The sequence below is a fragment of the Streptomyces similanensis genome (assembly GCF_039543625.1).
Classification (GTDB): domain Bacteria; phylum Actinomycetota; class Actinomycetes; order Streptomycetales; family Streptomycetaceae; genus Streptomyces; species Streptomyces similanensis.
Genome location: NZ_BAABKC010000125.1, coordinates 1 through 13,933 on the forward strand (window position 1 = coordinate 1; position 13,933 = coordinate 13,933).

A 13,933-nucleotide genomic window follows, 5' to 3' on the forward strand; every position below is an offset into this window, starting at 1 on the left:
GCGCCCACTGCGCATCAGTCAACGGCACACCCGGACCAACGACCGACTGATCCAAACGAAACTGCCTAGCCGACAGGACACGACCGGGGCCCGCGGCCGGAACAGACCCGAAGAACCTGGCCCACGACCTGTGAGACGCATCCGTGAGACGCATCCGTGGAATTCTCCGCTCGGATCTGTGGCCGTTGCCCGCCCTGGGCATCGTCCTCGCGGTCGCCGCCGGAGTCGGACTGCCGGAACTCGACCGGAGCATCGGCTACAGCGTGCCGCCGCACATCACCGCACTGCTGTTCGGCGGCGGCGGTGAGGCGGCCCGCACGGTCCTGGAGACCATCGCCGGATCCTTGATCACGGTGACGGCGCTGACGTTCTCCCTGACGGTCGTCGCGCTCCAGATGGCGAGCAGCCAGTACTCGCCCCGGCTGCTGCGCACCTTCTCCGTGGACCGCTACGTGCAGGTGACGTTGGCCCTGCTGCTCGCGACTTTCACCTACGCGCTCACCGTCCTGCGCACCGTGCGCACCGGCGACGACACCGACGCGGTGTTCGTCCCCCAGCTGTCGGTCAGCGTGGCCTTCGTCCTGGCGCTGGCGAGCGTCATGTGTCTCGTCGCGTTCCTCTCCCATCTGGTGCGCGAACTGCGGGCGGAGGTCATGCTGGTGGCCGTCCACCGGGACGCCCGACGCACCATCGAGCGGGTACTGGGCGACGACGGACCCGGCGACATCCGCCTGGCCGCGCTGCCTCCGCCGCCGACGTCCGCGGTGCCGCTGCTCGCCTCCCGGTCCGGATTCCTCGCGGCCGTGGACGAGGAAGCCCTGCTACGAGCGGCCACCGACGCCGACGCGGTCGTTCTGGTCGACCGCCTGCCCGGCAGCTCCCTGGTCGCCGGCACGCCCTGCGGCAGCGTATGGCCACGTGAGCACACGGCGTTCCACCGTGACGTGCGCGAGGAACTCCTGCGCCGCGCCGCCGAAGGAATCGTCACGGAGCACGAACGCACCGACACCCAGGACGTCGGCTTCGCCCTCCGTCAGTTCACCGACGTCGCCGTCAAAGCGCTCTCGCCCGGCCTGAACGATCCGACCACGGCCGTCCATGCCCTGTCCCACTGCTCGGCACTGCTGTGCGAGCTGGCGCGTCATCGACTCGGCCCCCGTGCGCTGTACGACGCCGACGGGCGACTGCGGGTGGTACTCAATCGACCGGACCTGTCCGACCTCCTGGATGTCGCCGTGTCGCAGCCGCTGCGGTACGGCGCCGCCGAGCCCGAGGTACTCGCGCGGCTCCTGACGCTGCTGCAAGAAGTCTCGTGGACCGTGCGCCCCGCCCGCCCCTCCGGCCTTACCGCGTACCTGCGGCGTCTCCAGGTCACCGTCGCCAGGCAGTCGTTCTCTCCGGAGGAGCGAGCCCGCCTGGACCGACTCGCTCAGCAGGCGGAGCGGTCGCTGTGACGGCCGAAGGAACACGCCGGGGGCCTCGTCACCCGTGTGTACATCGACCTCGACCACGAGGGCCCGGGTGCTGCGCCGGGGCGCCGCCGAGTCCCGGGTGTCGGAGCTCCACGAGGCGGCCACCGCCGGGCAGGTGCCTCCGGCCGCCAGCGGGGCGCAGAATGGCAGCAGGCCGCTGAGCGCGTGACGGGAGCCGATGTGCGGGCACAGGATCTGGCAGTGGAATACGAGACCGTCGGTATCGGCACCGACGCGACGGAGGCGGCGCGGCTGATGGCCAGGCACAAGTTGCCCGCGCTGCTGGTGCTCGACGAACAGGGCCTGCCGAAGGCGGTTCTGCCCGCTTCGCAGATGGTCAAGATGCTCGTACCGCAGTACGTCGTGGAGGACCCGGCGCTGGCCGCGGTGGTCGATGAGCGACACGCCGACTTGCTGTGCCGGGCGCTGGCCGACCGGACCGTGCGGGACTGCCTGACCGACAGCGTCCCGGCGCCCGCGACCGCCGCCCCGGATGACACCGCGCTGGAGGTCGCGGCCCTGATGGCGCGCGTGCGCAGCCCGCTGGTGGCGGTCGTGGACGAGCGGGAGAACGGTGCGCGGCTGCTCGGCGTGATCACCGCCGCACACCTGCTGGAGCGGCTCCTCGCCGTCGCGCCCTGACGGCCCCGAGGGTGCCGGACTGCCGGACTCCGGCAAGGACACGGCCCGGGCGCTGCGCCTTGGGATTCTGTCAAAGACGCGTCAGGAACAGGTAAGGTTCTACGCGGTGTGCCGGGAAGCCTGGTCGGCGAATAGGGGATACATCTCTCTTCCGATCGGGGGTTCCCGTCATGGTACTGGTGGCGGTGTTCGGCGTGGCGCTGCTGGTGGCGGTGCTGCTCTCGGGGCTTGCGGCCCGTACGGTGCTCTCCACCTCCCTCCTCTTCCTGGTCGGCGGCGCACTCGTCAGCGACGGGTTCCTCGGGCTGATCCACATCACGAGGGACAATGCGATCGTCTCGGTCACGGCCGACCTGGCGCTGTTCGCGGTGCTGTTCACCGACGGCATGCACGTGTCGCTGCCGAAGCTGCGAGCCAACTGGAGAAACCCCGCGCGTGCCCTGGGCCTGGGCATGCCCCTCGCGTTCGTCTTCATGGGGCTGCTCACACACTTCCTGGTGGGCCTGGACTGGACGACCTCGTTCCTGGTCGGGGCGGTCCTCGCGCCGACCGACCCGGTGTTCGCCTCCGCCATCGTCGGACGAGCCGAAGTACCCGCCAAGCTACGGCAGTTGCTGAACGTGGAGAGCGGCGTCAACGACGGACTCGCCCTGCCCGTGGTCCTGCTCCTCATCGCCGCCGCCGGTCCCGCCACGGGCGGCGCCGATGCGTCCGGCGGCACGATCGCGCTGGAGCTCCTGCTCGGCCTGGCCTTCGGCGTCGCACTGCCCCTGCTGGTCAGCGCGCTCGTGCGCTTCCGGCTGCTGGGCGCGGAGCCGAAGCTGCAGCCGCTGCTGCCCCTGGCTACCGGCGTCATCCTGTACGCCACCTGCCATCTGACCCATGCCAATCCCTATCTGGCCGCCTTCTCGGCCGGCGCGGTGCTGGCACACGTGTCACCGAAGGCGAAGACCTCCTTCGAGCCGCTCGGCGAAGCACTGGCGGAACTGGCGAAGTTCGCGGCGCTCCTGGTGTTCGGAGCGCTGCTGACCCCGCGGCTGTTCGGTGATCTGCCGCTGGGCGGCTACGTGACGGTGGTGCTGGCGATCGTGCTGATCCGTCCCGCGTCGCTGCTCCTGTCGCTGCTGGGCACGCGCATCTCCCGGCGGGAGAAGCTGGTGGCCGCGTGGTTCGGCCCGAAGGGCTTCGCCTCCGTGGTCTACGGGCTGCTGGTGCTGCAGTCGGGCATCCCGCACGCCGAGGAGGCGTTCACCCTCATCGCGGTGTGCATCGCCTTCTCGATCATCGCGCATAGCTCGACGGACGTCCCGATCGCCCGAGCCTTCGACGTCGACGAACTGGCCGGGATCCCCGACGGGCTTGAGGCCGCAGGCGCGCACGCGCCAATGACGCGAAGGTCCGACGAAGCCGCAGGTGTGTGACCAGGTCACGTACCGCCTCGCCTCGGCCGGCCCGGATGTGGCGAGCCGCTAGGGCGGGCCCGTCCCGAGCGGCCGAGACCGCCACCAAACTGGACCACTTCATCGGAGGAACGTGAACGACTGGCACAGCTGGGCGACGATCGTCGTGTTCGTCGGCGCGTACGCCCTGATCATCAGCGAGAAGATCCACCGCGTCGTCGTCGCACTCCTCGGTGCGGGGCTGATGCTGGTGATCGGGGCGACCGACGACGTCTCGGCCTTCTACTCGCAGGAGTCCGGCATCGACTGGAACGTCATCTTCCTCCTCATGGGCATGATGATGATCGTCGGCGTGCTGCGGAAGACCGGCATGTTCGAGTACCTCGCGATCTGGTCGGTGAAGAAAGCCCGGGCCAGGCCCTATCGGGTCCTGGCCATGCTCGTCGTCATCACCGCGCTTGCCTCCGCGCTCCTCGACAACGTCACCACCGTCCTCCTGGTCGCACCCGTCACCCTCCTGGTGTGTGAACGCCTCGCACTGTCGCCCGCCCCGTTCCTGATCGCCGAGGTGATGGCCTCGAACATGGGCGGCATCGCCACCCTGGTCGGCGATCCTCCGAACATCATCATCGCCAGCCGGGCCGGCCTGACCTTCAACGACTTCGTCGTCCATCTGGCCCCGCTGGCCGCGGTCCTCGTCGTCGTACTGCTGCTGCTGTGCCGGGTCATGTTCCGCGCCTCGTTCGTCTACGACGAGGACCGCGCCGCCGAGGTGCTGGCACTGGAGGAACGCGAGGCCATCAAGGACCCGCGCCTGCTCGTACAAGGGCTCGTGGTACTGGCGTTGGTAGTGGCGGGCTTCGTCCTGCACCCGGTACTGCACTACGCGCCCAGCGTCGTCGCCCTCCTCGGCGCCGGTCTGCTCGTCGCCGTCTCCACGGCCGAGACGAACGAGGTCCTCGCCGAGGTGGAGTGGCCGACCCTCGCCTTCTTCGCCGGCCTGTTCGTCATGATCGGCGGACTGATCCAGACGGGCGTCGTCGACGAGGTATCACGGCAGCTGGCGGAGGTGATCGGCGGCGACGAACAGAGCGGTTCCATGATTCTTCTCGGCGGCTCGGCCGTGCTTTCCGGCATCGTCGACAACATCCCCTACGTCGCCACCATGGCCCCCATCACCGCCGGACTCGTGCACGACATGGGGGGTGCGCCCGATCACGCCATGTGGTGGGCGCTGGCCATCGGCGCCGACCTCGGCGGCAACGCCACCGCGATCGGCGCCAGCGCCAACGTCGTCGTGCTGGGCATCGCCGAGCGTGCTCGCCGACCCATCTCCTTCTGGCAGTTCACCAAGCACGGCCTCGTCGTCACGGCCGCCACAGTGGCCGTCTCCTACGGATACGTGTGGCTGCGGTACTTCGCGTTCGGCTGAGGTCGGCACTGTCCTCCAGCATTCGTCGGCACAGAGAGCAGGGAAGGGGGAGAGGACCCCGGCCGGTGAGGCCGGGGTCCTGTTGCCGTGGGCGCGCGGCGCCGGGGTCAGTTGCTGTCGGCGAGTCCGCCGGTGAGCCTGCCGTGGAGGGCGGCGCTGGGGCCGTTCAGGCCGGTGATCTCGACGGTCGTGCCCCGCTGGGCGTACTTGGTCTCGATCGCGTCCAGGGCGGCGACGGACGAGGCGTCCCAGATGTGGGCGGCGGACAGGTCGATGACGACCTTTTCCGGGGCGTGCGCGTAGTCGAACTGGCCGACGAGGTCGTTGGAGGAGGCGAAGAACAGCTCCCCGGTGACGGAGTGGACGACCGTGCTGCCGTCGGGGTCGGTGACGGAGGTGACGTGGGCGAGGTGGGCCACGCGCCTGGCGAAGATGATCATGGCGGTGATGGTGCCGACGACGACGCCGATGGCGAGGTTGGAAGTGGCGACCACGACGATCACGGTGATGACCATGACCGCGATCTCCCCGGCGGGCATCCGCTTGAGGGTCTTGGGGGCGATGGAGTGCCAGTCGAAGGTGCCGAAGGAGACCATGACCATGACGGCCACCAGCGCGGCCATGGGGATGTCGGAGACGACCGGGCCGAAGACGATGCACAGCACCATGAGGAAGACGCCGGCGAGAAAGGTGGACAGGCGGGTGCGGGCGCCGGAGACCTTCACGTTGATCATGGTCTGGCCGATCATGGCGCAGCCGCCCATGCCGCCGAAGAAGCCGGTGACGATGTTGGCGATGCCCTGGCCGATGGACTCGCGGGTCTTGGAGGAGTGGGTGTCGGTGATGTCGTCCACAAGCTTCGCGGTCATCAGCGACTCCATCAGGCCGACCAGCGCCATGGCGAGGGCGTACGGCGCGATGGTGGTCAACGTGTCCAGGGTGAACGGCACGTCCGGCAGGCCGGGCACCGGCAGTGACGACGGCAGCTCGCCCTTGTCGCCGACGGTCGGTACAGCGATCCCGGCGGCGACGGTGATCACGGTGAGGATGACGATGGACACCAGCGGAGCTGGGACCACCTTGGTGACCCTGGGGAAGAACACCATCAGCGAGAGCCCGCCGATGAGCAGCGGGTAGACGGGCCAGGGCACGTCGTGCATCTCCGGCACCTGCGCCATGAAGATCATGATGGCGAGGGCGTTGACGAACCCGGTCATCACCGAGCGGGGCACGAACCGCATGAGCCTGGCGACGCCGACCGCGCCGAGGACGATCTGGAAGACACCGGCCAGGATGACGGTCGCGACCAGGTAGCCCAGACCGTGTTCACGGTTCATGGGTGCGGTGACGAGGGCGACCGCACCGGTGGCAGCGGAGATCATCGCGCGACGTCCGCCGACGATCGAGATGGTGACGGCCATGGTGAAGGAGGCGAACAGGCCGATGGCCGGGTCGACCCCGGCGATGATCGAGAACGAGATCGCCTCGGGAATCAGGGCCAGGGCGACGACCAGGCCGGCCAGGACTTCCGTGCGCCAGACCTTCGGATTGTTCAGCCAGTCCGGCTTGAGGCCGCGCAGCCGTGCGGCGGGCGTCACAGCAGAGGACAAGACGATGCTTACCTGTCATGTTCAGGCACACCCCGTCGGCGGACCGGGTGCGCGGGAAGGACGCGCGGGGGCCGGGGGGTACCCGCGGACGGCTCGTAAGGCGGGCCGGAAGACGAAGGAGGGGAGGCGAGACGGCGGCGCAGTCGGGCGGCCGGGCGGCTCAGGTCCGGAGGCGAAGCGTCACGGCCGGCAGGCGGCGTCGATCGGCGTCATGGGCTCGCGCACGCTCTCTCCCGCAAGAATCGGCTCTTCGCCGGGGACGTCATCGGCCCCGAAACGGCAACAGCGTGGGCAGCCGGGCCGCCCAAGCCATCCTCAACTCTACCCTAACGTTAGAGTAGAGATCGGCGGGCGCCGCACGGTACGCGGCCCGCTACGACGGGAAGGGTCAGGGGCACGGGCGTGGACGACAAGCATATGCAGATCGGCGAGGTCGCAGCGCGGACGGAGCTGTCCCTGCGCACTATCCGGCACTATGAGGAGACCGGCCTGGTGGTTCCCTCCGCCCGGTCCCAGGGGGGCTTCCGGCTCTATACGGACTCCGACGTGCAGCGGCTCATGGTGATCCGTCGTATGAAGCCGCTCGGTTTCACCCTGGATCAGATGCGCGACCTCCTTGAAGCCACCGACCGCCTCGACACCGCCGAGTCGACAAACGGCGCCGAGCGCGAGGCACTCGTGGAGCGGGTGAGGAGCTACGAGCAGGACGCCAGCCGCAAGATCGACGACCTGCGCATCCAGCTGACGCGTGCCGAGGACTTCGCCGCCACCCTCCGCACCCGCCTTGATGCCGCCTCGCCCAGGCAGGACGCCTCGGTCTGATCCGCTGTCCAGCGGCCGGCCCTACGGATGGTGTTACGTCCGGGCCGCGGCGTCTTGGCCACGCCCGCCATGCCCTCCAGTGCGAGTGCCGGGCCACACCGGTCGGAGGCCAGCAGAGCCTCTGCCTCCGCCACCAGGTCGGACCTGCCGACGAACACGAAAGGTCATGCGGGCAGCCGGTCACACGCGCTGACCTGTGCGGCGACCTCCGCTTCACCGAGCACGGCGCGAAGTGACTGCCGCCAGACGGAGACGATGGCTTCATCGGCGCCGACCAGTGCCTGTACCACCGCCAGCAGCAGGTCGGAGTTGGGCCTGCGCCGGCCCACCTGGAAGCAGTTGCCCACGGTGGAGCGGGCCGGCCATTCGCCGCGCGGTCGCCCAGCCCGCCACCGCGCGCGGCGCTCGTCTGGTGGCCGTATCCCCGCAGATCCCGGATGAGTCGATCACCCTGGCGGAGAGGCACGCCCTCGCTTTCGACGTCCTCAGCGACATCGGCTCCAACACCGCCAAGCAGTACGGTCTCGTCTTCGACCTCCCTGACGATCTCGCCGCCGTCCACGGCAAATTCGGCTTCGACCTCCAGCGCGTCAACGGCGGCCACCCGCGCACGCTTCCGCCGGCCGCCACCTACGTCATCGACCGGGACGGGGTGATCCGCTGGGCCTTCGTCGACACCGACTGCACCAACCGTGCCGAACCGGCCGACATCCTCGCCGCCCTCGACGCACTGGACTGAAGACGAAGGTGACCGCTCGCCCGAAGTGCAGCTGATCTCTTGCGTCTCGTGATCGCTGTCCTTCGGGTTGTGCGGATGGGCGCGGTGGCCGAGCGTGCAGGCCGGCTCCCGGTCGACCGTGAAACCGGTGCTGTTCTTTGGACACTTCCAGAGGACGAGTCCCGATCGGCAACTGCCCGGGCTGCCTCGGCGAACCTGGCTGGGCCGATCGCTGAGCATGCGGCGATCTCGGACTGCGCGGACGGCTCTCACGCGTTCATTTCGCTGCCCTGTGGGCCGGGCATCCGCATGCCCCTGGCCCGGGCGGCGAATGCTGCCTCGTCGGAGCCGAGAAGATCGAGGACTTCGCCGGCCCGGCTTGGTTGGCCGGAGGAGGTCAGCACGCCTCCGCTGAAGAGTGAGCTGATCGCCGCGTCACCCGGGAGGGGGCCGACGATGACGACATCCGGCAGGTCCATCAATTCGCTGTGCTGCTGGAAAGCCAGGCTGGCCTGTCCGGATGACAGCAGGCTGCCCGCGGGCACTCCTGGTGGCGCTTGGACAAGCCGACCGGAGAGCGCGTCGGTAAGGCCCAACCGGGCGATCAGACCAGTGAGGGCGGTTCCGCTGGGACCGGTGGAGTAGGCGATCTTCGCTGCGGACAGAAGAGCGGCTCGGAGATTGGCCTCGGAGTCGAGCGCCGGAACCGGTGTTCCTTCCGGTACGGCGGCGACCACCTGGGAGGCCCACAGCGGTCGTGTCGTGCCCTTCCGGACGAAGCCTTCCTTCTCCAGTGCGGCCAGCGCTCCGTCGGCGAGCACGACCAGATCGGCTTCGGCTCCCTCGCGTACCCGCCGTGCGATCTCGACCCCACCGGCGGAGTCGAAGCGCAAGGTCATCCCGTGAGCGAGCCGGATGAGCTCGGAAAGCTCGGCGAGCACCAGCCTCGTCGCCATCGAGGACAATCCAGAGATCTCTCGGTTCACATAACCTCCTTGGTGTGTCGCAGATCGTACGGTGCCCGACCGGGCAGTCCCGAGCCGGGCTGCGAGACTGGCGGCGTGAGCACCACTGGAAGCACGGCGGCCGGCAAGGTCCTCGAGGTGCTTGCGGCCTTCGACCGCGAGCACCCCTCGCAGACGCTGTCGGAGATCGCGCAACGTACGGGCCTTGCCCTGAGCACCACGCACCGTGTGCTCGCGGAGCTGGCGGCATGGGGAGCGCTGGAGCGCGCGGAAGACGGATCGTGGCATGTAGGGCTGAGGCTCTGGGAGATCGCCTCGGGGTGCCCCCGCACCCAGATCCTGCGCGATGCGGCTCTGCCGTTCATGCAGGATCTCTACGAGGCGACCCACGAGAACGTCCAGCTCGCCGTACGTGAAGGCACCGAACTCGTGTTTGTCGAACGGATCGCCGGTCACCGGTCGGTGGAATTGCTGACGATGGTCGGGACCCGCTTCCCGATCGCCTCCACCGGGATGGGCCGGGTGCTGCTGGCACATGCGCCGCAGGAGATCCAGGAGGATGTCCTCGGCGCACCGATGCGGGCCTGGACCCCGCACACCGTGACCGAGCCGAAGGCGTTGCGCGCGCAGTTGGACCGGATCCGCCGCGAGCGGGTCTTCGTCAGCGACCGACAGCTCTCGGAGGGCACCGTCGCTGTGGCCGCCGCCGTCAGAATCGGCCTGACCGGGCCGGTCAGCGCAGCTCTGGGCATCGTCATCGCGGCACGCGGCGCGAGCCGCGCCCGCGGACTGCGCGAACCGCTCCTGAGGGCCGCGCACGGGATCTCGGACGAACTCGGCCGGCGTACCCGTACGACGGCCTGATACCGGCGCGCGTTTCCGCCTGACGGAAACACCCGGGACCGGCCGCCTTCCTCAGTGCCAACGTTCGAGGTGCTCGGAACGTTCACTGCTGCTCAGGAGATCTCATGGCCGACGTCACCGTTGACACCGTCGCCTCGGTTCCCGTCGCTGTCATCGGTGCCGGTCCGGCAGGACTGATGCTCGCGCATCTGCTGGGACGGGCGGGGGTCGAGACGATCGTCGTCGACACCCGCACCCGGCGCGAGATCGAGACGACCCAGCGGGCCGGCATCCTCGAAGCCGATGCGGTCCGCGACCTGGTCGAGACCGGCGTCTCCGACCGGATCCTGCGCGAAGGCCACGAGCACGAGGGCACCGAACTCCGGTTCGGCGGCCGGCCGCACCGCATCGACTTCAAGGAGCTCGTGGGAGCGTCGGTGTGGCTCTATCCGCAGACCGACGTGTTCACCGACCTGGCCGATGCCAGGAAGCGTGACGGCGGGACGGTCCACTTCGGCGTCAAGGACACCGAAGTCCTTGACATCACCACCGACGCTCCCCGGGTGCGCTGCACCGCGGTCGACGGAACTCGCCACGAGATCCGGGCGCGGTTCGTGGTCGGCGCCGACGGATCACGCAGCATGTGCCGGGACCTTGTGCCCGAAGGACGCAGGACACGGTACGGCAAGGAGTACCCCTTCGCGTGGTTCGGCATCCTGGCCGAGGCGCCGACGAGCGCGCCCGAGCTGATCTACGCGCACTCGGAGCACGGGTTCGCGTTGATCAGCCAGCGCACCGAGAACGTGCAGCGGATGTATTTCCAGTGCGACCCGAACGAGTCGGTCGACGCCTGGCCGGACGACCGCGTCTGGGAGACGCTCCAGGCGCGGGTGGCCGGCCAGGACGGCTTCCGCCTCAAGGAGGGGCCAGTCGTCGAGAGGACGGTGCTGCGGTTCCGCTCGTTCGTCCAGGAGCCGATGCGCTGGGGCTCCCTCGTCCTGGCGGGTGACGCCGCGCACACGGTGCCGCCGACCGGCGCCCGCGGGCTCAATCTCGCGCTGCACGACGTAAAGGTGCTCAGCGACGTCCTGCTGCGGGCTCTCGTCGACACGGGCGAGGCCGCGCTGGACGACTACCAGCCGCGTGCCCTTCAGCGGGTCTGGCGGGCGCAGAACTTCTCGTACTGGATGACCCGGCTGTTGCACACCGTGCCCGGCGGCACGCCCTTCGACATGCGGCGCCAGATCGGCGAGCTCGACAACGTGGTGGGCACGCGCTCCGGGCGCGCCTACCTCGCCGAGCAGTACACCGGCTGGCCCACCCGTCCTCAGCACTGACACGGACGCGCACGAGGAGAATTCATGATCATCGATTGCCACGGTCACTTCACCACCGCGCCGCCGCAGCTGGCGCGGTGGCGCGACCGGCAGATCGCGGCGGCCGACGGTCGCGGCGCCGTCCCCGACCCGGACGACCTGGCCATCAGTGACGACGATCTGCGCCAGGCGATCGAAACCAACCAGCTGCGACTCATGGACGAACGCGGCAGTGATCTGACGGTCTTCTCGCCGCGGGCCAGCTTCATGGCTCACCACATCGGCGACTTCGCGGTCTCCTCGGTGTGGGCGCGGATCTGCAACTACCTGGTCCACCGTGTCAGTGCTCTCTACCCCGAGCGCTTCGCGGTGGGCGCGATGCTGCCGCAGTCGCCGGGCGTCGATCCCGCGACGTGCCTGCCCGAGCTGCGCCGTGCGGTCGAGGAGCTGGGCGCCGTGACGGTCAACCTCAACCCCGATCCGTCGGGGGGCCGTTGGACCGCGCCGCCGCTGACCGACCGCAGCTGGTACCCGCTGTACGAGGCGATGGTCGAGTACGACGTCCCCGCCATGATCCACGTCAGCACCTCGTGCAACCCGGCCTTCCACACGACCGGCGCCCACTACCTCAACGCCGACACCACGGCGTTCATGCAGCTCGTCCAAGGCGATCTGTTCGCCGACTTCCCGACCCTGCGGTTCGTGATCCCGCACGGTGGCGGGGCCGTGCCGTACCACTGGGGACGGTTCCGGGGCCTGGCGATGGCGCTGGGCAGGCCTGACCCGGAGACGCTGCTCGACAACGTCTTCTTCGACACCTGCGTCTACCACCAGCCCGGCATCGACCTGCTCACCCAGGTCGTTCCCAGCCGGTCGATCCTGTTCGCCAGCGAGATGATCGGCGCGGTCCGCGACATCGACCCGCGCACCGGGCGCCACTTCGACGACACGAAGCGGTACGTGGACGCCGCTCCGCACCTCTCCGACGCGGAGCGCGCCGCCGTCTACTCCGGAAACGCCCTGCGCGTCTACCCCCGCCTCGCCGCCCGCCTCGCAGTGGCCGGCCACTGAACTCCCAGGAAGAGGACACATGGACCACACGGAGACCGGTGTCGTGCACACCAAAGTCGACCGCGCCGCCCCGGAGAGTGTCGCGGAGCTCGCCGAGTACGGTGTCGCGACGGTCCACGAGGCGATGGGCCGGGTCGGGCTGATGCGCCCCTACCTGCGCCCGGTCTACCCCAGGGCCCGGATGTGCGGCACGGCGGTGACCGTGCTGCTCCAGCCCGGCGACAACTGGATGCTGCACGTGGCCGCCGAGCAGATCCAGGACGGGGACGTCGTCGTCGCGGCCTGCACCACCGAGAGCGAGGACGGCTTCTTCGGCGAGCTGCTCGCCACCTCGTTCCGCGCCCGCGGCTGTCGGGGCCTGGTCATCGACGGCGGCGTCCGTGACGTCGCCGACCTGGAGGGGATGGACTTCCCCGTCTTCTCGCGCGCGGTCAACGCCAAGGGCACGGTCAAGGCCACCCTCGGCTCCGTCAACGTGCCCGTGGTCTGCGGCAACGCCCTCGTGCGTCCCGGTGACGTGATCGTCGCCGACGCCGACGGCGTCGTCGTGGTCCCGCGCGAGCGGGCCGCGGAGGTGGCCGCCGCCTCGGCCGCCCGCGAGGCCAACGAGGAGGGCAAGCGCGCGCAGTTCCGCGCGGGGAGGCTCGGCCTGGACATGTACGGCATGCGCGGCCCACTGGCCGAGCTCGGACTGCGGTACGAGGACTGACGATGACGACCGGCTTTGAGAAGACTCCCGGTTGGCTGGACTGGTACACCGGCCCGAGCCGTCCCAGGTTCCGGTTGCCCGAAGGGGCCGTCGACGCGCACTGCCACGTCTTCGGACCGGGACGTGAGTTCCCCTACGCCCCCGAACGCAAATACACCCCTTGCGACGCGTCCAAGGACCAGCTCTTCAAGCTGCGTGACCACCTGGGCTTCGCCCGTAACGTCGTGGTCCAGGCCACATGCCACGGCTCCGACAACTCCGCCATGGTCGACGCTCTGCGGGCCTCCGGTGGCCTGGCCCGGGGCGTGGCGACGCTGCGGCCCGACGTCACGGACGCTCAGGTGCGAGAACTGCACGAGGCGGGCGTGCGCGGTGTGCGGTTCAACTTCGTCAAACGGCTCGTGGACACGGCGCCCCGACAGGACCTGCGGGACGTCGTCGAACAGATCGCCCCCTACGGATGGCACGTCGTCGTCTATTTCGAGGCAGCCGACCTCCCCGACCTGCGCGACTTCTTCCTGTCGATACCGGTCCCGCTGGTCGTTGACCACATGGGCAGACCCGACACCGCGAAGGACCCGGAAGGGCCCGAATTCGAGGCGTTCTTGCACTTCATGCGGGCCAGACCGGACATCTGGTGCAAGGTCACCTGCCCGGAACGGCTCTCCCAGAGCGGTCCGCCCGCACTGGACGGCGAGCAGTCCGCCTACCGCGACGTCGTCCCCTTCGCCCGGCGCGTGGTCGAGGAGTTCCCCGACCGGGTGCTGTGGGGAACCGACTGGCCGCACCCCAACCTCACCGGCCACATGCCCGACGACGGACTGCTCGTCGACTTCATCCCGCACATCGCACCGACGCCGAAGCTGCGGCACAAGCTGCTCGTGGACAACCCGACGCGCCTGTACTGGTCCCACGCCGACTGACCCCGACCGC

14 protein-coding genes are annotated in these 13,933 nt (G+C 69.4%); 11 read left to right on the plus strand and 3 right to left on the minus strand.

What is annotated here, in order from left to right:
* The first annotated feature begins 143 nt into the window (after positions 1-143).
* From ABEB07_RS34080 to ABEB07_RS34095, 4 genes are all read left to right on the plus strand, one after another.
* Positions 144-1,454, plus strand: a complete 1,311-nt coding sequence (locus tag ABEB07_RS34080; RefSeq protein ID WP_345671910.1) for a DUF2254 domain-containing protein — start codon at positions 144-146, stop codon at positions 1,452-1,454.
* Between the two features lie 198 nt (positions 1,455-1,652).
* On the plus strand, positions 1,653-2,114 hold the full coding sequence (locus ABEB07_RS34085) for a CBS domain-containing protein (protein ID WP_345671911.1): 462 nt from the start codon (positions 1,653-1,655) through the stop codon (positions 2,112-2,114).
* Between the two features lie 170 nt (positions 2,115-2,284).
* On the plus strand, positions 2,285-3,535 hold the full coding sequence (locus ABEB07_RS34090) for a cation:proton antiporter (RefSeq protein WP_345671912.1): 1,251 nt from the start codon (positions 2,285-2,287) through the stop codon (positions 3,533-3,535).
* A gap of 112 nt (positions 3,536-3,647) precedes the next feature.
* Positions 3,648-4,946: an ArsB/NhaD family transporter gene (locus ABEB07_RS34095; protein ID WP_345671913.1), complete on the plus strand. Its 1,299-nt coding sequence runs from the start codon at positions 3,648-3,650 to the stop codon at positions 4,944-4,946.
* A 107-nt stretch (positions 4,947-5,053) separates the two neighbouring features.
* Here ABEB07_RS34095 and ABEB07_RS34100 read toward each other — a convergent pair whose 3' ends face one another.
* Positions 5,054-6,544 (minus strand): SulP family inorganic anion transporter, encoded by a 1,491-nt coding sequence (locus ABEB07_RS34100; protein ID WP_345671914.1) that lies wholly within the window; start codon positions 6,542-6,544, stop codon positions 5,054-5,056.
* A gap of 414 nt (positions 6,545-6,958) precedes the next feature.
* Here ABEB07_RS34100 and ABEB07_RS34105 point away from each other — a divergent pair, with 414 nt between their 5' ends.
* On the plus strand, positions 6,959-7,378 hold the full coding sequence (locus tag ABEB07_RS34105) for a MerR family transcriptional regulator (protein WP_345671915.1): 420 nt from the start codon (positions 6,959-6,961) through the stop codon (positions 7,376-7,378).
* A 164-nt stretch (positions 7,379-7,542) separates the two neighbouring features.
* Here ABEB07_RS34105 and ABEB07_RS34110 read toward each other — a convergent pair whose 3' ends face one another.
* Positions 7,543-7,725 (minus strand): hypothetical protein, encoded by a 183-nt coding sequence (locus ABEB07_RS34110; RefSeq protein ID WP_345671946.1) that lies wholly within the window; start codon positions 7,723-7,725, stop codon positions 7,543-7,545.
* Between the two features lie 17 nt (positions 7,726-7,742).
* Between ABEB07_RS34110 and ABEB07_RS34115 the strand changes: the two genes are divergently transcribed.
* Complete coding sequence (locus tag ABEB07_RS34115; protein WP_425589133.1) at positions 7,743-8,117, plus strand: redoxin domain-containing protein; 375 nt, start codon at positions 7,743-7,745, stop codon at positions 8,115-8,117.
* 248 nt (positions 8,118-8,365) lie between these two features.
* On the opposite strand, the gene ABEB07_RS34120 is transcribed toward ABEB07_RS34115, so the two are convergent.
* Complete coding sequence (locus ABEB07_RS34120; RefSeq protein ID WP_345671916.1) at positions 8,366-9,082, minus strand: substrate-binding domain-containing protein; 717 nt, start codon at positions 9,080-9,082, stop codon at positions 8,366-8,368.
* Positions 9,083-9,157: 75 nt separating this feature from the next.
* Between ABEB07_RS34120 and ABEB07_RS34125 the strand changes: the two genes are divergently transcribed.
* The 5 genes from ABEB07_RS34125 to ABEB07_RS34145 all read left to right on the plus strand — a co-directional run bounded on the left by ABEB07_RS34125 (position 9,158) and on the right by ABEB07_RS34145 (position 13,923).
* Positions 9,158-9,925, plus strand: coding sequence for an IclR family transcriptional regulator (locus tag ABEB07_RS34125; RefSeq protein ID WP_345671917.1), 768 nt, complete (start codon positions 9,158-9,160; stop codon positions 9,923-9,925).
* A gap of 104 nt (positions 9,926-10,029) precedes the next feature.
* A complete protein-coding gene (locus ABEB07_RS34130) occupies positions 10,030-11,241 on the plus strand; it encodes a 4-hydroxybenzoate 3-monooxygenase (protein WP_345671918.1) in 1,212 nt (403 codons plus the stop codon).
* A 24-nt stretch (positions 11,242-11,265) separates the two neighbouring features.
* The gene (locus tag ABEB07_RS34135) at positions 11,266-12,291 is read left to right on the plus strand and encodes an amidohydrolase family protein (protein ID WP_345671919.1); all 1,026 of its coding nucleotides are present in this window, start codon (positions 11,266-11,268) and stop codon (positions 12,289-12,291) included.
* Between the two features lie 19 nt (positions 12,292-12,310).
* A complete protein-coding gene (gene ligK, locus ABEB07_RS34140) occupies positions 12,311-13,000 on the plus strand; it encodes a 4-carboxy-4-hydroxy-2-oxoadipate aldolase/oxaloacetate decarboxylase (protein ID WP_345671920.1) in 690 nt (229 codons plus the stop codon).
* 2 nt (positions 13,001-13,002) lie between these two features.
* Complete coding sequence (locus tag ABEB07_RS34145; RefSeq protein ID WP_345671921.1) at positions 13,003-13,923, plus strand: amidohydrolase family protein; 921 nt, start codon at positions 13,003-13,005, stop codon at positions 13,921-13,923.
* The last annotated feature ends 10 nt before the right edge of the window (positions 13,924-13,933 follow it).